This is a genomic window from Rhodococcus sp. ZPP (assembly GCF_017656075.1).
GTDB lineage: Bacteria > Actinomycetota > Actinomycetes > Mycobacteriales > Mycobacteriaceae > Rhodococcus_F > Rhodococcus_F oxybenzonivorans.
The window spans coordinates 6,509,330-6,528,513 of sequence record NZ_CP058638.1; the positions used below are offsets into that span (position 1 = coordinate 6,509,330).

Here is a 19,184-nt window from a genome sequence, read left to right on the forward strand (position 1 = left end):
TCGCTCCCACCAGGAAGTCAGACGCTTGCGACGCCCGGCGCCAGGAACCGCTTCCCGTTGACTGCCTCGGAGGTGCCCGTGCGGTCCAGGTACGGCGTGATGCCACCGTTCCAGAAACCGAACCCGCCGCCCAGGATCAGGCAGAGATCGATGTCCTCGGCCGCGGCGACGACACCCTCGTCGAGCATGATCTGGATCTCTTCGGCGAACGCGCGACGAGTGCGCTCCAGAACCTCTTCGGACGTGGACGCCTTGTCGCCCTGCTTCCACAATTCGGCGACCTCGGGGTCGACGACCTGTTTTCCGTCGGCGCCGTAGCTCCACACCGCGGGCTTCTTGGCCTCGACCAATGCCTCGAGCCCGGGGGAGTTGTGGAACCGCTCGGGGTACGCCTCGGCGAGCGTCTCGCCGGTGTGCAGCGCGACCGCCGGTCCGACGAGTGCGAGCAGCGTGAAGGGCGTCATCGGCATGCCCAGTTCGGCGATGGCGTTGTCGGCCACCTCGAACGGGGTGCCCTCGTCCACCGCGTTCATCACCTCACCGAGGGTGCGGATCAGAAGCCGGTTGAAAACGAAGCCGGGCAGGTCGGCGGAACCGACGGCCGACTTCTTCAGCGCCTTCGCGGTCGCGAATGCCGTTGCCAGAGTGGCGTCGTCGGTCTTCTCACCCTTGATCACCTCGAGAAGCGGGAGGACCGCAACAGGATTGAAGAAGTGGAAGCCGACGACCCGCTCGGGGTGCTTCAGGTCCGCGGCCATCTTGGTGATCGACAGCGAAGACGTGTTGGTCGCCAGGATCGTCTCGGGAGCGATGTACTCCTCGAGTTCCGCGAAGATCTTCTTCTTCAGATCGAGGTTTTCGAACACGGCCTCGATCACGAAGTCGGTCTTCGCGAAGGCGGACTTGTCCAGCGATCCCGATACCAGGCCCTTGAGGCGGTTCGCGGCGTCGGGAGACAGCCGCCCCTTGCCCTGGAGCTTGTCGATCTCACCGTGGACGTAGCCGACACCCTTGTCGATGCGCTCCTGGTCGATGTCGGTGAGGATCACCGGAACCTTCAGCTGCCGCACGAACAGCATGGCGAGCTGGCTGGCCATCAGGCCGGCACCGACGATGCCGACGCCGGTGACCTTGCGTGCGAGGGACTTGTCCGGCGCGCCCGCGGGACGCTTCGCCCGTTTGTTCACCAGGTCGAATGCGTACAGCCCGGCGCGGAGCTCGTCCGCCAGCAGAAGGTCGGCGAGAGCTTCGTCTTCGGCGGCGAAACCCTTGTCGAGCGACGCCGGATCGGTGAGGTCGGTGTTGCGAGCCAATTCCAGCAGCTCGACGGCCTTGACCGGTCCGGGAGCGTTGTTCTTCGTCTTGCCTTCGACGATGGCCTTCGCGCGCGAGATTGCCTCGTCCCAGCCCTGACCCCGATCGATCTCGGGACGGGACGGAGTGATCTCACCCGCGAGAACCTGTGCCGCCCAAGCGAAGGACTGCTCGAGGAAGTCGGCCGAACCGAACACGGCATCGACGACACCGAGCTCGAGAGCCTTCTTCGGGTTGAGAATCTTGTTCTGGTTCAGCGCATTCTCGAGGACGACGGTCACCGCGTTCGAGGGCCCGATCAGATTGGGCAGCAGCTGTGTTCCGCCCCAGCCGGGGACCAGACCGAGGAAGGTCTCGGGCAGACCCAGCGCGCCGGCGCTCTCGGATGCCGTGCGGTAGTGGCTGTGCAGCGCGACCTCGAGACCGCCGCCGAGCGCGACCCCGTTGACGAAGGCGAAGGTCGGCACGGAGGACTCACGCAGGCGACGGAACACCCTGTGACCCAACCGGCCGAGCTCGAGCGCCTGCTCGCGGTCGGTAATGCTCGGGACGCCCTTGAGGTCGGCGCCGGCAGCGAAGATGAACGGCTTGCCGGTGATCGCGACCGCAACCGGGTTCGCCGCGAAGGCCTCGTCCAGGGCTGCGTCGAGGGCAGCGAGGCCGCCCGGGCCGAACGACGACGGCTTGGTGTGGTCGAAACCGTTGTCGAGCGTGATCAGGGCGACCGGACCCTCGATGCCCGGGACTGCCACGATCTTGGTGTACGCGTTCGTCACGACCTCGTCGGCGAATGCTGTGGTGATAGAAGTCATTTACTTCGCTCCGTCGAAAATCGGGTTCTCCCAGATCACCGTTCCACCCATGCCCAGACCGATGCACATCGTGGTCAGGCCGTAGCGGACGTCGGGACGCTGGGCGAACTGGCGGGAAAGCTGAGTCATCAGGCGCACGCCGGAGGACGCGAGCGGGTGACCGCAGGCGATGGCGCCACCCCACTGGTTGACCCGCGGATCGTCGTCGGCGATGCCGTAGTGCTCGAGGAAGGCGAGCACCTGTACGGCGAATGCCTCGTTGATCTCGAACAGGCCGATGTCCTCGATCTTCAGACCGGTACGGGCGAGCAGCTTCTCGGTGGCAGGGACTGGACCGATGCCCATCACGGCGGGGTCGACACCCTGGAACGCGAATCCGACCATGCGCATGCCGATCGGCAGTCCGAGCTCGTGTGCCGTGTCCTCACCCGCGAGGATCGCCGCGGTGGCGCCGTCGTTGAGACCGGCCGCGTTGCCCGCGGTGATGCGGCCCGCCGGACGGAACGGAGTCTTCAGCTTGGCGAGGTCTTCGATCGTGGTGCCGGGGCGCGGCGGCTCGTCCTCGGTGGCGAGTCCCCACCCCGCGGCGGAGCGGGTGGCCACCGGAACGAGGGTGTCGGCGATGAAGCCGGCCTTCTTGGCGGCGTCGTACTTGTTTTGGCTGGCGACGGCGTACGCGTCGGTGCGGTCCTTGGTGATGCTGGGGAACCGGTCGTGCAGGTTCTCGGCGGTGTTGCCCATCACCAGGGCACTGGGGTCGACGAGGCGGTCGGCGAGGAATCGCGGGTTCGGGTCGGCGCCCTCACCCATCGGGTGGTGACCCATGTGCTCGACGCCTCCGGCGATCACCACGTCGTACTGGCCGAAACCGATGCCGGACGCGGTGGTGGTGACCGACGTCATGGCGCCGGCGCACATTCGGTCGATCGCGAAACCGGGCACCGTTTCGGGCAGGCCGGCGAGGATGCCGGCGGTGCGGCCGATGGTCAGACCCTGATCACCGGTCTGCGTGGTCGCGGCGATGGCGACCTCGTCGATCCGGGCGGGATCGAGCTGCGGATTGCGGCGGAGTAGTTCACGAATGGTTTTGACGACGAGGTCGTCTGCCCGGGTCTCGGCGTACATGCCCTTGGGGCCGGCCTTGCCGAACGGGGTCCGGATCCCGTCGACGAACACGACGTTGCGTTGCGATGTGGTGGATGGAGCCACGCGAATTCCTCCTGATGGAGCAGTCTGGTGCCGGATCACGGCCAAGCGTCCGGCCTCGGGCACAGACTACCCCTATCGTTACTCGCGGGTAACTTAATGGGTACTTCATCAGGATTTTGCCCGTAGAACCGGGCGATCGTGCCGGTCAGGCGCTGGGCGGCTCGTCGCCGGGGGTCGCCGACAGTGCCGCGCCGAGCACCGGCACCGTCAACTCCCGCTGCCACGGACGCGCGCCACCCGCTGCGAGGATGCGGTCGACGGATGCCCCGACGTCCCCGTCCACGGGCGGCGTCCAGTCCCAGCACAGTCGGCGCACGAGATCCGGGGTCAGCAAATTCTCCACCGGAACCGACACCTCCTCACCGAGAGTTGCCAGCGCAGCACGAGCCGCCGTCAACCGGTCGGCAGCGGCCGGATCGTGCCGCGCCCACCGGCTCGGCGGAGGTGGTCCCGTGAAGGGCTGAGTCTTGGGTGGCAGCTCGGTGTCCGGCAACGCCCGTGCCTCCTCCAGCGCCGCCAACCAGATTCGCGTGTGCCGCCGCTGACGCGGGCCGCCGAACACCGGAAGGGCGCGCAGAGTGTCGATGCTCCGCGGACTCTTCACCGACGCCTCGATGATCGCGGAGTCGGGCAGCACCCGACTGGGCGAGACGTCACGAGTGCGGGCAAGGTTCTCCCTCGCCTGCCAGAGGGAGCGCGCCGCGGCGAGCTGGCGTTGCGTCTTCAACGACGTGATGTGTGAGGTTCGACGCCAGCGGTCGGGCTTGGGCTTCGGCGGACCGGCCAGCCGGATGTGCTCGAACTCCTGCGCCGCCCACTCGGTCTTACCCTGCTTCTCGAGTTCCGCGGCCATGACCTCGCGCAACTCGATGAGAACCTCGACGTCGAGTGCGGCATAATTCAGCCACGAGTTGGGAAGAGGTCGCTTCGACCAATCCGCGGCACCGTGCCCCTTTCTCAGCTCGAGGCCCAAGGTCCGCTCCACGATGGCGGCAAGTCCCACCCGCTCGAAGCCCGCGAGACGACCGGCGAGTTCGGTGTCGAACAAGGCCGCCGGTGCCAGCCCCAGCTCGGCCAGCCCCGGCAGATCCTGATCAGCGGAATGCAGAATCCACTCCAGCGGATTGATCGCCTCCGCGAGCGGTGCGAGGTCGGCCGCCGTCGGAATCGGATCGAGCAGCACCGTCCCCGCGCCTTCCCGGCGCAGCTGCACCAGATACGCCCGAGCCGAATACCGGAAACCGGAAGCACGTTCGGCGTCCACAGCCAAAGGCCCGGTGCCCTCACTCAACGCGGCAGCCGCCTTCGCTACACCCTCCGCTGTGGTCACGACCTGCGGTACCCCATCACGCGGGGCGAGAAGCGGCACTACCTGCAGGGCGGTCTGCTCGTCGGCAACAGTGGACGAGGTCTCGTCGGTGACAGTGGACGAGGTCTCCTCGGTGACAGGGGACGAGGTCTCGTCGGTGACAGGGGACGAGGTCTCGTCGGTGACTTCGGACATGAGACCTGACTCTACGTCGCCGCCCGATTCCTGCAGCGATTCGGCGGTGTCAGGCACGGGTGGCCGCGGCCTTGGCGAGTTCGTCCAGAGCGTCGGGGAACGCGTCGGCAAGGTCCCAGAGCTGTGGAGCGAGCTCCGGGCAGCTCATCAAGCCGATGTCGAGCTGCCCGTTCAAGGACATCACCGTCACATTGAGGCCGGCCCCGTGGAAAATCGGTCCCATCGGATACATCGCCTTGATCAGGGCGCCCAGGAAGTAGAGCGGATCTGTTGGTCCCGGCACGTTCGAGATCACCAGGTTGTGCACGACGGGATGACGTTCGGCCAGTCCGAGTGTGGAGTAGAGGCGCATGGCGGCTCCGAATACCGACTGCCCGATGAACTGGGACCAGTCCTGCAGGAGGGTCGCGCCCAACGTCTCGTTGTGCTCTTTCGACGTCGAGTTGTGTTCGGCGATGGCGAGCAGTCGTTCCGCAGGATCCTCGATATCGCTGCCCAGTTCGGTGAACATCCCGCTCACCTGATTGGTGCCGGGCCGGTCCGACTTGCCGCGCACCGACACCGGAACGATGGCGACGAGCGACTTGTCGGGTAGTTCCCGACGCGTATCGAGGTAGGTCCGCAATGCCCCCGAGCAGAGGGCGAGGACCACGTCGTTCACCTTGACCCCGAAGGCGTTCTTCACCTGTTTGACGAGGTCGAAATCGAGCTGGGTGAAGGCAATGGTGCGGTGGCTGGTCAGCGTGCCGTTGAGCGAAGTTCGGGGCGCGGTGAACGGCGCGGGCATTGCGTCTCCACGCCGTGCACGGTCGATCCAGCGGGGGAGCAGGCCGACGCTCCGGGGAATGATCTGCAACAGCTTCACCGGCCGTGACGCGACGGACAGCAATCCACCGACGGCGATCTCGAGTGAGCTGGCGCCGCCGGCGCCCTGGGCGGAGTCTGCGGGATCGGGCCTCGGCGAATCGGGTTCGAGGCTGCACAGCTGGGCGATCATGCTCGCGCCGGTAACTCCGTCGACTCCTGCGTGATGCATCTTGGACATGACCGCGACGGACCCGTCGTCCAAGCCCTCGATGACCCACATCTCCCACAGTGGCCGTGCGCGATCGAGCGGTTGCCCCGCGATGTTTCCGCACAGTTCGGCGAGCTCCTCCCGTCCGCCGGGGGCTGGAACGGCCACCCGATGGCAGTGCCGGTCGATGTCGAAATCGGCGTCGTCGACCCAGACGGGGTGGTCCAGATTGAAGCGGGAATCCTGCAGCTTCCGCCGGAACGAAGGGATGGCTTCGGTCCGGATGCCGAGTTCCTCTTTCAGCCGGCCGTAGGAGTAGCCGCCGGGGACCGTCGACGTATCGAGCACGATGAGCCCGCAGACGTGAAGGAGCTGCGTCGAGGTTTCGAGGTACAGGAAGGAGGCATCGAGCCCGCTGAGTCGCTGCATCTTCAAATAGTAGAACACGTTCTAGTAATCAGTCCATGGAAAGGAAAGAATGCGAGATGGGCGGCCCCCGAGGCGTGAAGGACGTGCGCAGTGATGTGTTCAGCTCGGTACTCGCTGGCGCCTGGCGACGATCGATAGAACATGTTCTACGATGTCGGGATGACTCGAGGCTTCGTTCTCCGGCACGGCGTGGGGGCCGCGCTCGCCGCCAACGCGCTGCGTCCCCTGCCCGGCGCACCGACGTCGGTGTTCGCCTTCTTCTCCGGATGGCTGACAACCGAATTGGCGCCGCACCTCCTCGCGGCGACTGCTGCGGACACGGCCGTCCACGTCGCGCGACACGGAATCCGTTCGCGCACCGACCGCATCGGGGTCGCACTCGCACTCGCCTCGATGAGCGGACTGGCCGCCGCGATCGCCACCGGCCGTGGAGCAGGTGAGGAAGCCGAAAGCGCGCTGGTCGAGGCGCTCGGCGAAAACTACACCGATCGCGACGAGGCCATCGAACGTTCGGGACGGCCGGTATGGCGTCAGCTGCTCAATCCGTTCCGGATGGCCAACGAAGACGTCACCCGCATCCGCAACCTCGCGTACGGCCCGGGCGGTCGTCGTGCGCAACTCGACATCTACCACCACAAGGACCGCCCGGCGAGCAGCCCCATCCTGCTGCAGATCCACGGCGGCGGGTGGGTCATCGGCAACAAGGACCAGCAGGGTCTGCCGTTGATGTTCGAGATGGCGTCGCGCGGATGGGTGTGCGTGGCGGTGAACTATCCGCTCTCGCCGCGGGCCAAGTGGCCCGAACACCTCGTCGCGATCAAGCAGGCGCTGGCCTGGATGAGGAAGAATATCGAGAACTACGGCGGCAACCCCGACTTCATCGCTGTCACGGGTGGGTCCGCGGGCGGTCACCTGGCTTCCATGGTGGGTCTTACCGCCAACGACCCACGGTTTCAGCCCGGTTTCGAGGACGCCGACACTTCCGTACACGCGTGCGTCCCGTATTACGGCGTCTACGACATCGCCGGTGACTCCGGGATCAGGGCCGTCCTGCAGCGTGTCCATTCCGGACTGATGCCGTTGATCCTCGGCAGGCACGCCACCTTCCCCGACGACTACCGGGCCGCGTCACCGTTGGCACAGGTGCGGGCCGACGCGCCGCCGTTCTTCGTCATCCACGGCGCGAGCGACTCCCTCGTGCCGGTCGCGGAGGCACGGTTCTTCGTCGACGAGTTACGCAAGGTGTCCCGCAATCCTGTCGCCTACGCCGAACTGCGGGGAGCCCAGCACGCCTTCGACATCTTTCCGTCGATTCGCAGCATCTCGGTGACCCAGGCGGTCGGGCGGTTCCTGGAATGGTCGCGAAGTGCCACCACCGACGTTCCGGCGGCTGAGGAACCGGCGTAGCGGCTAGTCGCCGTTCTGGGTCTTGAGCTGCGCGACACCGGCCGGTGGCAGGCCCGCGGCGTAGGCCAGCACCTCGCAGAACGCCTCGACGTGGGCCGCGAGTTCTACGGACGTCGCGGTCCACGACGCGCGGAGTTCCAATTGGTGTGCGTGTGGTGGTCCGGCGATGTCGCCGTAGCGGACGGACGTGGTGGCGGTGACCGTGCCACCGAGCGCAGTGAGTGGTTCCGACCGCGACTCGAGGGCATCGACGAGCCAGCTCCACGCGACCTCGGGAAGCAGCGGGTCCGCCGCGACAGCGGCATCGAGGTCGGCCTGAATGTAGGCGACCAGCCGCATCGTGCCGTTCCAGGCTTCGTCGCCCTCCGGGTCGTAGAGGAGGATCAGCCGGCCGAACGCGTCGCCCTCGCTCTGTTCGGCAACGACACCGGTGTCCTCGTGCACGACTTCCGCGCCGACGGCGTAGCTGAACGGCGCCAGTCGCTGAGGGGGCCGGATGGGGCCCAGCTCGATGTCCGCACGAACCTGCGCGGAGTTCATCGCATCGACGGCGGCGCGGAACTCGGCGGGTTCGGCGCGCGATCCCGAAGTCGTCACAGCTCGGGACGTTAGACCCGGACGTTCGCATCTCGTCGGAGGCGCGCCGAGCAGGGCCGATCGGCGACGGCGCGAGGACATGGCAGCATGAGAGCTGCCGAAATACGAGCCGGCAGAGAGCGTGAGGACCGATGAGCGGGTTGGAAAGCACGAATGCAGGCATGGCCGAGCGGGCCACGTTCACCTCGAGGAGGGTGCTTCCCGACGCACCGTTCCTCGCGGCCGCGAACGGTCGCACGCCGAGTCACCGTCCTGTCTGGTTCATGCGGCAGGCGGGGCGCTCACTGCCCGAGTACCGCAAGATCAGGGCGGGCATCGGAATGCTCGAGTCGTGCTTCGACCCTGCCCTGGTCAGTGAGATCACCATGCAGCCGGTGCGCCGCCACGGTGTCGATGCCGCGATTCTCTTCTCCGACATCGTCGTGCCGCTCAAAGCGGCCGGTATCGACCTGGACATCGTGGCGGGAACGGGGCCCGTGGTGGCCAACCCGGTTCGATCGATCGGGGACGTGGCAGCGCTGCCACGGCTCGTCCCCGAGGAGGTGGGCGCGGTGGCCGAGGCAGTCCGGCTGCTCACGGTCGAACTCGGCTCGACCCCGTTGATCGGCTTCGCGGGTGCCCCCTTCACCCTCGCGTCGTATCTGGTCGAGGGCGGCCCCAGCCGCAACCACGAGCGCACCAAGGCGCTCATGCACTCCGACCCGAAGACGTGGCACGCACTACTGAGCACCCTGGCCGACACCACGATCACGTTCCTGCAGGCCCAGTTGCGCGCCGGGGTGGACGCAGTCCAGCTGTTCGACTCGTGGGCGGGCGCACTGTCACTGGCGGAGTACCGCGAGTTCGTCCTGCCCCACTCGGAACGAGTGTTCGCCGAGATTCAGAGCGCCGGTGTTCCGCGAATCCACTTCGGCGTCGGTACCGGCGAACTGCTCGGTGCGATGGGTGAAGCGGGTGCCGACGTGGTAGGCGTCGACTGGCGGATTCCCCTGGACGTCGCGGCCCATCGCGTCGGCCCGGGTAAGGCGCTGCAGGGCAACCTCGATCCTTCGGTGCTGTTCGCCGGACCGGCGGCCGTCGAGAAGCAGGTCCGCCGGATCGTGGCGGAGGCCGATGCCGCGATGGCATCCGGGACGACCGGTCACATCTTCAACCTCGGTCACGGCGTTCTGCCCGACACCGACCCGGGAGTCCTCACCGCCGTCGTCGAGTTGGTGCACTCGCTGTGACGGTGTCGTCGCCGAATGTGCTCGTGGTCGGCGGCGGCATCTCCGGGCTGGTCGCGGCGTACCGCCTGCGTCAGCAATTGGGCGACGGAGCGCGCATCACCCTCGCGGAGGGTGCTGGGCGACTCGGCGGCAAGCTGCGCACGGACCTACTGGCGGGGGAGCCCCTCGATCTGGGGGCGGAGGCCTTCATCGCACGACGCCCTGAGGTGCCTGCGCTACTGACCGAATTGGGTCTGACCGAGCAACTTGTGCATCCGGCGGGCCTGCGTCCGCTCATCTGGTCCCAGAATTCGCTGCACCCGTTGCCGCAGAACACGCTGATGGGCATCCCCGCCCGGCCCGAGGACCTCGCCGGACTGGTCGACCACGCGACACTCGCCCGGATCGAGGAGGAGTCGGAGCTGCCCCTGCGCTGGGTTCCCGGCTCCGACGTCGCGGTGGGTTCGCTGGTGGGCGAGCGGTTCGGGGAGCAGGTCGTGCGGCGCTCGGTCGATCCGCTGCTCGGCGGCGTGTATTCGGGTCTTGCGGACACGATCGGAGTGCGGGCCGCCCTGCCCACACTTGCCGCCGCCCTCGATCGCGGAGCGGCAAGCCTGTCTGCCGCCGTGGCGGAGGCGCTCCCTCCGCCCTCCGCCGGGCCGGTCTTCGGGGCATTGCGCGACGGCTACGGCGTTCTCCTCGACGCGCTCGCAGCCGCCGCACGCGCGCACGTCGTCCACGAACAGATACGGACCATCACCCACGAGTCCGACGGCTGGTCGGCCGATCCGGTCGGGCTCGTGGACGGCATCGTCCTCGCCGTACCCGCACCGCAACTGGCGGACCTGCTCGCCGAGATCGCGCCTGGTGCGGCTGCGGCCGCCGGGCGGATTCCCCTCGCCTCCTCTGCTGTTGTGGCGTTGGCTCTTCCCGCCGCGGCGGACCTACCGCAGAACTCGGGAGTCCTCGTCGCAACAGACGCGTCGCTCGCCGCCAAGGCCTTCACGCTGTCGAGCCGGAAATGGCCCCATCTCGCCGGTCGGGACGTGGCAGTGGTCCGCGCGTCGTTCGGCAGGTTCGGTGACGCCGGCATCGTCGATGCGCCCGACGCGGATCTCGTCGCGGCGGCGCGACGCGACCTCGGTACGGTCACCGGAGTAACGGACGAACCGGTGGTGGCACGGGTCCAGCGGTGGTACGGCGGGTTGCCGCAGTACGGCCCCGGGCACCTCGACCGGGTGGCCGAGATCGAGCGCGACATCGCAGGTCTGGAGGGTGTCGAGGTGTCTGGCGCGTTGCTCCACGGGGTGGGGGTTCCCGCCTGTGTCGCCTCTGCGACGACGGCGGCTACACGCCTCGCCGAGCGAGTGGCACGATAGACCCATGGCACGCCTCGACTTCGACGCATTGAACTCTGAAATCCGCTACCTGATGTTCTCCGTGTTCCAGGTGGAACCCGGTGTTCTCGGGGACGACCGGGAAGCTGTGATCAAGGAGGCTCGGATCTTCTTCGAGGCTCAGGCGGAGAAGGGGGTCGTCGTCCGCGGACTCTATGACGTGGCCGGTCTTCGCGCCGATGCGGACTTCATGATCTGGACCCATTCGCCGAGCATCGAGGCGCTGCAGGCCACGTACTCCGACTTCCGGCGCACCACCGCGCTCGGGCGGGCGAGCGCACCCGTGTGGAGCAATGTGGCCTGTCACCGCCCTGCCGAGTTCAACAAGAGTCACATCCCCGCATTCCTCGCGGGGGAGGACCCGGGCAACTACATCTGCGTGTACCCGTTCGTGCGGTCCTACGAGTGGTACCTCCTGCCGGACGAGGAACGCCGCAAGATGCTCGCCGACCACGGCATGGCCGCCCGCGCCTACAAGGACGTCCGCGCCAACACCGTGCCCTCGTTCGCGTTGGGGGACTATGAGTGGATCCTCGCGTTCGAGGCGCCCGAGCTGTACCGCATCGTCGATCTCATGCGCGATCTCCGGGCCACCGAGGCACGCCTGCACGTCCGGGAGGAAGTACCGTTCTTCACCGGTCCCCGGGTGGATGTGGAGAAGCTCGTCACGGCTCTTCCGTGATTCACCGCACCGTCCATGAGTGACGTCGACGAGGCGGACCGCGGGGTCCGCTACCAGCACATGTCCCATTGGGGGATGTTCGAGGCCCAGGTGTCGGACGGCGAGGTCGTCGCGGTTCACCCGTATTCGGGTGACTCGGACCCTTCGCCGGCGCTGGGTAACATCGCCGGTTCGATCCGCAACAAGGCGCGCATCACCGGCCCTGCCGTGCGGCGCGGCTGGCTCGAGAACGGACCCGGTCCCAGCAGTGCCCGAGGCTCGGACGAGTTCGTGTCCGTCGACTGGGAAGAGCTGACGGAGCGCCTTTCCGGTGAACTGCGCCGAGTGATCGACACGTACGGCAACAGCGCGATCTTCGGCGGCTCCTACGGTTGGGCCAGCGCCGGGCGGTTCCACCATGCGCAGAGTCAGGTGCACCGGTTCCTCAACTCGCTCGGTGGCTACACACGGTCCGTCCACAGTTATTCACTCGGTGCGACGGGCGTGATCATGCCCCGCGTCGTCGGTACGCACTGGAAGTTGTTCGCGCGGTCGACGTCCTGGAAAGTCATCGCCGAGCACACCGAACTTCTGGTGTGCTTCGGCGGTGTCCCGCTGAAGAACACCGGAGTGAACCACGGCGGCACGAGCGACCACCCGACACGAGGCGCGCTGGACGCGCTCCGACGTCGCGGTGGCTGCATCGTGTCCTTCAGTCCGCTGCGTGACGACCTCCACGGTGCCGCGGAACGGCACGCACCCGTCCCCGGCACCGATGTCGCCATCATGCTCGCCCTCGCCTACGTTCTGGCGACGGAAGGCCTGCACGACACGGCGTTCCTGGCAAGCCATTGCGTCGGTTACGACCGTTTCGAGGAGTACCTGCTCGGACGTTCCGACGGAGTGCCCAAATCGCCGGCGTGGGCGGAGCAGATTTCGGGAATCGCCGCGGACGAACTGGTGGTACTGGCGCGACGGATGGCGGCGAGCCGGACCATGGTGACCGTCACGTGGTCGTTGCAGCGCGTGCGGCACGGGGAGCAGGCGCCGTGGATGGGCGTCACTCTTGCCGCGATGCTCGGACAGGTCGGTCTGCCCGGCGGGGGCTTCGGCCATGGCTATGGTTCGATGAACGAGCCGGGCCTCGCACCCGTGCCGTACCCCCTGCCCACCCTGCCGCAGGGACTCAACCCGGTCCCGGATTTCATCCCGGTGGCGGCGGTCTCGGACATGCTCCTGAATCCGGGAGCACCCTTCGACTACGACGGTCAGCGGCTGACCTATCCGGATATCCGGATGCTGTACTGGGCTGGGGGCAACCCGTTCCACCACCATCAGGATCTCGGCCGGCTCAGGCGGGCGCTGGCACGCCCCGAGACGATCGTGGTCCATGAGCCGTACTGGACCCCGATGGCACGGCACGCCGACATCGTGGTGCCGTCCACCACGTCGCTCGAGCGGGACGACATCAGCTGCACCCGCAACGACCCGCTGCTCGTCGCCATGCACGCCGCAGTGCGCCCGTACGCCGATGCCCAGGACGATTACGACACCTTCAGCGCACTCGCCCGCAGGCTGGGCGTCGGCGAGAAGTTCACCGAAGGACGCTCGTCGCAGCAATGGCTCGAGCACCTCTACGAACAATGGCGCGGATACGTCCGCGCGGACGGCGGCCCGGCGCCGAGCTTCGACGACTTCTGGACAGACGGGCAGGTGCGGATGCGCACCGAAGACGACCTCGTGCTGTTCGGCGATTTCCGTGCTGACCCGGCCACGTACCCGCTCGCGACACCCAGCGGTCGCATCGAGATCTTCTCGGCCGACATCGACAGCTTCGGTTACGCGGACTGCGCCGGCCATCCACGCTGGTACGAGCCGGAGGAATGGCTCGGTGGCGATCGAGCACAGCTGTATCCGCTGCACCTGATCGCCAATCAGCCGCGGAGTCGGCTGCACAGCCAACTCGATCACGGCGCGACCAGCCGGGAATCGAAGATCAAGGGCCGCGAACCGCTCCGGATCCACCCCGACGATGCCGCGGCTCGCGGCGTCGTCGCCGGTGACGTCGTCCGGGTCTACAACGATCGCGGCTCCTGCCTCGCCGGTGTCGTGGTGGACGACGGTGTCCGGCGAGGCGTGGTGCAGTTGTCGACGGGTGCCTGGTACGACCCGCTCGACCCCACCGACCCGGAGTCGCTGTGCGTGCACGGCAACCCGAACGTGCTGACCGCGGACGTGGGCAGTTCTTCACTGTCCCGCGGCTGCACGGGCCAGCACGTGCTGGTGCAGATCGAACGCTATCTGGACGAGCTGCCGCCGATTCGCGCCTTCGACCCGCCGACGATCACTTCTCGGTCGGCTCGAGGACCAGTGAAATGGAGTTGATGCAGTAACGCTGGTCGGTCGGGGTGGGGTAGCCCTCGCCTTCGAAGACGTGACCGAGATGGCTGTGGCACGTCTTGCAGATGACCTCGACGCGGCGCATACCCAGCGATGTGTCCTCGCGGAGAATGACGGCATCGGAATCGGCGGGGTCGAAGAACGACGGCCACCCGCAATGGGATTCGAATTTCTCGGTACTGCGGAACAACTCCGCGCCGCATGCGCGGCAGTGGTAGACACCCTCGGTTGTCGTGTCGGTGTATTCACCGACGTAGGGACGTTCGGTTCCGGCCTGCCGCAGCACCGCGTATTCCTCGGGCGTCAGCTTCTCCCGCCATTCACTGTCGGAGAGGACGACCTTCGGTGCGGACTGGGTGGGATCCTTCTGCTGCGAACTCATGGCTCCACGCTAATACGTTTCGAGTTCGCGGGTCCGTCAGCGCCCGGCGAGACGGCTACGACTTGGCGACAGCCGACTCCGCTTCCGGTTCCGGTGCGAGCTCGGGTTCCGTCGACGGGGTCTTCGGGCGAGGTTCGAGGAGGAACGCCGGATCGATGCCCTGATCCAGCCGACCCTCACGCTTCGCGGTGACGTAGCGGACTGCGAGCACCCCGAAAATGACGATCAACAGCAGACTCCACCCGAGGGTGGTCTTCATGTATTCGGCGGTGCGGCCCGCCTCGACGAACCGTCCCGACAACCAACTGTCGTAACTGAGGAACCCGTACACCGCCAGCCACGCCGGCCAATTTCGCATCACCGAGTTCTTCAGTACCACCGACATGACGAGCGGGAACAGCATCATCGAGTAGTACATCTGGCCCAGCGAACCGAGCAGCCAGGACGCGGTCAGCAGGACACCGGACGTGGTCACCACGAAGAACAGTTCGTCGTGCCGGTAGTACCGGTACAGCATCCAGAGGGACCCCGCCACCAGTGCGGCGAAAATTCCACGGAGCGTGAAGATCATCCACGTCGGGAGACCGTAGTACCTGCCGTTGCCCACGATCGCGCTGTTGAAGTAGTCGCGCGACTCCATCAGGTACGGAACGGTGTGGTGAACGAAGTCCATCGGATCCGCCGACAGCGGCCACGCCACGGCGGTGAGGACGAGGGGGAGGCCGAGGGCGGTGACGAACACTTTCCACTGCCCGCGGACGAGGGGAAGTAAGAGAAGTGGCGCCAGGATCGGTTTCACCGCGAACGTCAGGCCGATGGCGACGCCGGACCACATGTCCCGTCGCTTCATGAGCAGCACCAGGAACGCGATCTCCCCGAGCAGCACCAGACCGTTGATGTTGGTGAAGACCAGCGTGTTCGTGACAGTTTCCGACGAAAACGTCGCGAAGAGAAGGATCGGGGCGGCGATCGAGTTCAGGCCGAGGCCGAACAACCGCAACAGCAGGTACAACGCGATGACGATGGCGATCGTGTTGGCCAGGATGAAGAGCCACCGCGACTTCTCGGGATCGATGATCGCGATCGGTGCCATCAGCAGCGTTCCGGACGGCGGATACAGGTAGTGCGGGTCCACCCAGTCGAAGTTGGCGGTGTAGACGGGGCGGCGGTTGAGGAACGCCAGGGCAGCGTTGTAGACCGGCCGGAAGTCGTCGGTGATGTAGCCGTTGACCGCCTTGACAACCACTCGATGCAGCACGGTCATGACGGCGATCGGCCACAACGCGAAGTTGATGACCTCGTGAGGAGTCCGCCCGGTGCGCGGTTCGAGATGTCGAAGGAACACCACGGCACGGTACACCGGCTAGCCGTGACATGCGGTCACGCACCCCCTGCGGGTGTCGGGCCCGGTTATCGGCTAGGCGGGGCAGGCGCTGCCGTCGGGAGGCAGTGTTCCGTCGGCGAGATACGAGACGATGGCCTTCTGCGCGCAGTCCGAGTGGGTGGCCGGGTGACCCCGGCCGTGCCACGTCAGGGTGGCGGTGGTGGCGCCCGCGCTGCCCACTGCTCCGGTGACGGTGCCGACGCCGGCGTTACCGACGACGGGGTCGGCCGCGCCGCTGAGTACGAGCACGGGCATCGAGAGGTCACCGGGGAGCGCGGGCGGTGCGGTCGCAGGCCACGACGTGCAGAGCAGGAGGCCCACGGCCGCATCGGGGCCGAACAACGGAAACTGCTCACCCCACACGCGCTGGAGTTCGCGCACGCGATCCGGGGCAGGCCACTGCTGTCCGTCCGTGCACCGGGTGATGAACTGGCCGTCGGACTCGTAGGCCGCCTCCGCCTGCGCTGCGAGGGCCAGCAGCGGCGCGGTGTTGCCGGCGGTGGCGGCCGACACGGCGTCGGACAACATGCGTACCCGGCCCTGCTGGTCACCTCCGGCCGTACCCAGCACCCCCGAGATCGCCGTGAGCAGCGCATTCGACGACACCCCGGGGATCCGACCGGCCGCGGCCGCGGCTACGGCTGCGGTGACCGCAGCCCGCGGGTCGGGGCCGAGGGAACAGTTCAGTGCGGTGCACTGCCGGGCGAAGGCGTCGAACGCCGCTTCCTGTCCGGCCACCTGCTGCTCGGTGACGGTTGCGGCGTCCACGGTGGTCACCGCGGGGGAGTCGAGGACGAGCCGGCCGACCCGTCCCGGGTATTCGGCGGCGTAGCTCAATGCAACGGCGCTCCCGTTTCCGGTGGCCAGTATCCCGAGGGAGTCGACCTCCCACGTGCGGCGCAGCGTTTCGATGTCATCTGCGGCGTGGGTGCTGTCGAAGGCGAGTTCTTGCGGTTGCAGATAATCGGTACAGGCGATGGTGGCATCTCGCCCGAGAGCGGCCACCTTGTCGACCTGGTCGCCGGCACCCGGATCGAATTGTCCCAGGTCGGCCAGCCTGCGCCGAAGGTCGGAGGTCGGCGGCGAAAGGCATTCGATTTTCTGTGACGACGCGATTCCGCGGCGATCGACGGCGACAACCGGACGCGTCGAGAGCAGAGTCGACAACCCTCCCGTGCTCAGCGCGGCGAGCGTCGACGTCGACGACCGGTCCGACCCGGATGTCAGGACGAGGGGGGCAGCGTTTGCCGGGGTGTCCGCGAGGCGCGCCCGCATCGCGCCCATTGTGAACGATCCGGGAAGGACTCCGCTCTCGTCGACGGCCGATTCGTACGACGCGCACTCGAAGATCAGACCCGAAGGCGCCACCACTCCGGGGCCCAGCGTCTCGAGGGTGCCCGGGGTGCAGTCTGTCCACGTGAGGTCCGTCTTCGGAACCTGCAACTGGGGCGGGGGAGCGTCGGCGTTCTGGGATTCTGTCGGGGTGGGTTCGCTGCCGCCGCCCTCGCGTTCGACGGCGACGTGCGGCCGGTTCGACGGTCCGGCTCCGCACGCACTGCACACCACGAGAATCAGTGCGAGCAACCCCAATCTGCGCATGCCGGACAGCCTGCCAGGTTCCTTCACGGGCGGGGAAGCCGCACCCAGCGTGTCAGAACCGTGCCGTCGGTGTCGGCGAGGACGTGCGCAGGTGTCATCGAGACCGTGGCGACGTGGGGGGAGGTGGCGATGCGCCCGGCGGTTCCCCCCACCAGGACGGGTGCCGTGGTGAGGCAGAGTTCGTCGACGAGGTCGTCGGCCACGAGCTGTCCGAACAGGCTCGGCCCGCCCTCACAGAGAATTCTGCGCAGTCCCAGTCCCTCCACTGCGGCGATCACCTCAGGACCTGTGATCTCCGAACCGCCGGTGCGAACGACGTGAGCACCGGCCTCGACGAGGGCGGCCACCCGAACCGGATCGGCGGCGGCGCAGGTGATCACGATGGGCGCGACCTCGGTGTCGGTGAACAGTCGGGCGTCGGCGTCGAGGTGTGCCCGTGCCGAGACGACCGCAATCGGCGGGACGGCGGACAATCCCGATGCGATACGGCGTTGCCTGCCGCCCGCGTCAATTCGCACGCCACCGTAGTTTTCGGCGCGGACGGTTCCTGCTCCCACCAGGACGACGTCGGCCGCCTCCCGAAGGGTGTCGAACACCTTCTTGTCGGCGGGCGTTCCCAGCGTTCCGCTCACACCGCCGACAGAGACGGCTCCGTCGATGCTGCACACGAAATTCGCCCGCACCCACGGTCGCGGCATCTCCATCGGGTACGCATACAGCTCACGCAAGGCGTCCCCGGTCACTTCACCGGTATCCGTCCCCGACTGCCCGGAGTCCGATGTGAGGTAGGTCGCAATATGTACACGCTGCATGTTAGTGATCACAACACGTGGATACCCTGCTTGTATGCATGCACGTCTTGTCGATCGCAGCCCCGTGGTGCCGGCTGATCAGTTGGTCGCTCAAATGGTGCCCCCGGCCATGTTCGACGAGGTGAGCTTCGCGTCGTACATCCCCGACCCCGCCGAGCCCAGCCAGGCCGTGGCTGTGCAGAAGGCCGAGGAGTTCTCGAAGAAGGTCGGCAAGATCCGCAGCGGCGGCCGACGTGGCCTCTTCGGGAAGAAGACGCCGTCCACCGGTGCCGGTCTCTACCTCGACGGTGGGTTCGGCGTCGGCAAGACCCACCTGCTCGCGTCGATCTACCACAGCGTCCCGTCGCCGAAGGCATTCGGCACCTTCGTCGAGCTGACCCACGTGGTCGGCGCGCTGGGGTTCAACAAGGCGGTCGAGCAGCTGTCCGACCACAGTGTCCTCTGCATCGACGAGTTCGAACTCGACGATCCGGGTGACACCATGCTCGTGTCCCGGTTGCTGTCCGAGCTGTCCGCGCGTGGTGTGTCCATCGTCGCGACGTCGAACACCCTTCCCGGCCAGCTCGGTGAGGGCCGCTTCGCAGCGCAGGACTTCCTGCGGGAGATCAAGAAGCTGGGCTCGATCTTCGAGACCATCCGGGTGGATGGCCCCGACTACCGGCACCGCGACCTGCCGCCGGCGCCCGACCCGATCTCCTCGGAGGAGCTCCTCGAGCGTGCCGACGCCATCCCCGGTGCCACACTCGACGACTTCGATGCGCTGTGTGCGCACCTGAGCACCCTGCACCCGTCGCGATACAACAAGCTGGTCGAGGGCATCCCGGCCGTGTTCCTGGACGGTGTCCATCCGGCCGACGACCAGTCGGTGGCCCTGCGGCTCGTGGTTCTCGCGGACCGCTTGTACGACGCCAGCATCCCGGTGACGGTGGCGGGCGCGAAGCTCGACTCCATCTTCACGCCCGAGATGCTCGCCGGTGGGTACCGCAAGAAGTATCTCCGCGCCACCTCACGGCTCCTCGCGTTGTCGCGCTTCGAGGTAGCCGCGAACTGAGCC

15 protein-coding genes are annotated in these 19,184 nt (G+C 67.1%); 6 read left to right on the forward strand and 9 right to left on the reverse strand.

Translation table 11 applies throughout. The features are described from left to right. Nucleotides 1-17: 17 nt before the first annotated feature. The 4 genes from HYG77_RS30030 to HYG77_RS30045 all read right to left on the reverse strand — a co-directional run bounded on the left by HYG77_RS30030 (nt 18) and on the right by HYG77_RS30045 (nt 6,283). Nucleotides 18-2,126, reverse strand: a complete 2,109-nt coding sequence (locus HYG77_RS30030; RefSeq protein WP_208961409.1) for a 3-hydroxyacyl-CoA dehydrogenase NAD-binding domain-containing protein — start codon at nt 2,124-2,126, stop codon at nt 18-20. Then, complete coding sequence (locus HYG77_RS30035) at nt 2,127-3,335, reverse strand: thiolase family protein (RefSeq protein ID WP_109330614.1); 1,209 nt, start codon at nt 3,333-3,335, stop codon at nt 2,127-2,129. It lies immediately after the preceding gene. Nucleotides 3,336-3,480: 145 nt separating this feature from the next. After that, nucleotides 3,481-4,839 (reverse strand): ribonuclease D, encoded by a 1,359-nt coding sequence (locus tag HYG77_RS30040; RefSeq protein ID WP_208961410.1) that lies wholly within the window; start codon nt 4,837-4,839, stop codon nt 3,481-3,483. A gap of 49 nt (nt 4,840-4,888) precedes the next feature. Next, on the reverse strand, nt 4,889-6,283 hold the full coding sequence (locus HYG77_RS30045; RefSeq protein WP_208961411.1) for a wax ester/triacylglycerol synthase family O-acyltransferase: 1,395 nt from the start codon (nt 6,281-6,283) through the stop codon (nt 4,889-4,891). A 159-nt stretch (nt 6,284-6,442) separates the two neighbouring features. On the opposite strand from HYG77_RS30045, the gene HYG77_RS30050 reads away from it, so the two are divergent. Then, complete coding sequence (locus HYG77_RS30050) at nt 6,443-7,690, forward strand: alpha/beta hydrolase (protein WP_109335154.1); 1,248 nt, start codon at nt 6,443-6,445, stop codon at nt 7,688-7,690. A 3-nt stretch (nt 7,691-7,693) separates the two neighbouring features. Here the strand turns inward: HYG77_RS30050 and HYG77_RS30055 are convergent, their stop codons facing one another. Next, nucleotides 7,694-8,287, reverse strand: coding sequence for a DUF3000 domain-containing protein (locus HYG77_RS30055; protein WP_109330612.1), 594 nt, complete (start codon nt 8,285-8,287; stop codon nt 7,694-7,696). Nucleotides 8,288-8,448: 161 nt separating this feature from the next. Here HYG77_RS30055 and hemE point away from each other — a divergent pair, with 161 nt between their 5' ends. The 4 genes from hemE to HYG77_RS30075 are packed head-to-tail and all read left to right on the forward strand — an operon-like array spanning nt 8,449 to nt 13,938. Beyond that, on the forward strand, nt 8,449-9,516 hold the full coding sequence (gene hemE, locus HYG77_RS30060) for a uroporphyrinogen decarboxylase (protein WP_204164972.1): 1,068 nt from the start codon (nt 8,449-8,451) through the stop codon (nt 9,514-9,516). Then, complete coding sequence (locus HYG77_RS30065; protein WP_208961412.1) at nt 9,513-10,874, forward strand: protoporphyrinogen oxidase; 1,362 nt, start codon at nt 9,513-9,515, stop codon at nt 10,872-10,874. Before hemE ends, HYG77_RS30065 begins: the two co-directional genes overlap by 4 nt. Before the next feature lie 4 nt (nt 10,875-10,878). Next, nucleotides 10,879-11,574, forward strand: a complete 696-nt coding sequence (hemQ, locus tag HYG77_RS30070; protein ID WP_109330606.1) for a hydrogen peroxide-dependent heme synthase — start codon at nt 10,879-10,881, stop codon at nt 11,572-11,574. Between the two features lie 15 nt (nt 11,575-11,589). Then, on the forward strand, nt 11,590-13,938 hold the full coding sequence (locus HYG77_RS30075; RefSeq protein WP_244373312.1) for a molybdopterin-dependent oxidoreductase: 2,349 nt from the start codon (nt 11,590-11,592) through the stop codon (nt 13,936-13,938). On the opposite strand, the gene msrB is transcribed toward HYG77_RS30075, so the two are convergent. The 4 genes from msrB to HYG77_RS30095 are packed head-to-tail and all read right to left on the reverse strand — an operon-like array spanning nt 13,898 to nt 18,130. After that, a complete protein-coding gene (gene msrB, locus HYG77_RS30080) occupies nt 13,898-14,335 on the reverse strand; it encodes a peptide-methionine (R)-S-oxide reductase MsrB (RefSeq protein WP_109330604.1) in 438 nt (145 codons plus the stop codon). The two genes, HYG77_RS30075 and msrB, sit on opposite strands and share 41 nt — an antisense overlap. A gap of 55 nt (nt 14,336-14,390) precedes the next feature. Then, complete coding sequence (locus HYG77_RS30085; protein ID WP_208961413.1) at nt 14,391-15,695, reverse strand: glycosyltransferase family 87 protein; 1,305 nt, start codon at nt 15,693-15,695, stop codon at nt 14,391-14,393. 57 nt (nt 15,696-15,752) lie between these two features. Beyond that, a complete protein-coding gene (locus HYG77_RS30090; RefSeq protein WP_208961414.1) occupies nt 15,753-17,318 on the reverse strand; it encodes an alpha/beta hydrolase in 1,566 nt (521 codons plus the stop codon). 23 nt (nt 17,319-17,341) lie between these two features. Continuing rightward, nucleotides 17,342-18,130: a pyrimidine reductase family protein gene (locus tag HYG77_RS30095; RefSeq protein WP_208961415.1), complete on the reverse strand. Its 789-nt coding sequence runs from the start codon at nt 18,128-18,130 to the stop codon at nt 17,342-17,344. A gap of 34 nt (nt 18,131-18,164) precedes the next feature. Here HYG77_RS30095 and zapE point away from each other — a divergent pair, with 34 nt between their 5' ends. Further along, the gene (gene zapE / locus HYG77_RS30100) at nt 18,165-19,181 is read left to right on the forward strand and encodes a cell division protein ZapE (RefSeq protein ID WP_109330598.1); all 1,017 of its coding nucleotides are present in this window, start codon (nt 18,165-18,167) and stop codon (nt 19,179-19,181) included. The last annotated feature ends 3 nt before the right edge of the window (nt 19,182-19,184 follow it).

What these genes read in the sequence shown, in the direction of transcription:
- msrB (WP_109330604.1), bottom strand. Translation starts at nt 14,335, where the DNA reads ATGAGTTCGCAGCAGAAGGATCCCACCCAGTCCGCACCGAAGGTCGTC.
- HYG77_RS30075 (WP_244373312.1), top strand. Translation starts at nt 11,590, where the DNA reads ATGAGTGACGTCGACGAGGCGGACCGCGGGGTCCGCTACCAGCACATG.
- HYG77_RS30040 (WP_208961410.1), bottom strand. Translation starts at nt 4,839, where the DNA reads ATGTCCGAAGTCACCGACGAGACCTCGTCCCCTGTCACCGACGAGACC.
- HYG77_RS30090 (WP_208961414.1), bottom strand. Translation starts at nt 17,318, where the DNA reads ATGCGCAGATTGGGGTTGCTCGCACTGATTCTCGTGGTGTGCAGTGCG.
- HYG77_RS30050 (WP_109335154.1), top strand. Translation starts at nt 6,443, where the DNA reads ATGACTCGAGGCTTCGTTCTCCGGCACGGCGTGGGGGCCGCGCTCGCC.
- hemQ (WP_109330606.1), top strand. Translation starts at nt 10,879, where the DNA reads ATGGCACGCCTCGACTTCGACGCATTGAACTCTGAAATCCGCTACCTG.
- hemE (WP_204164972.1), top strand. Translation starts at nt 8,449, where the DNA reads ATGGCCGAGCGGGCCACGTTCACCTCGAGGAGGGTGCTTCCCGACGCA.
- HYG77_RS30030 (WP_208961409.1), bottom strand. Translation starts at nt 2,126, where the DNA reads ATGACTTCTATCACCACAGCATTCGCCGACGAGGTCGTGACGAACGCG.
- zapE (WP_109330598.1), top strand. Translation starts at nt 18,165, where the DNA reads ATGCATGCACGTCTTGTCGATCGCAGCCCCGTGGTGCCGGCTGATCAG.
- HYG77_RS30045 (WP_208961411.1), bottom strand. Translation starts at nt 6,283, where the DNA reads ATGCAGCGACTCAGCGGGCTCGATGCCTCCTTCCTGTACCTCGAAACC.
- HYG77_RS30095 (WP_208961415.1), bottom strand. Translation starts at nt 18,130, where the DNA reads ATGCAGCGTGTACATATTGCGACCTACCTCACATCGGACTCCGGGCAG.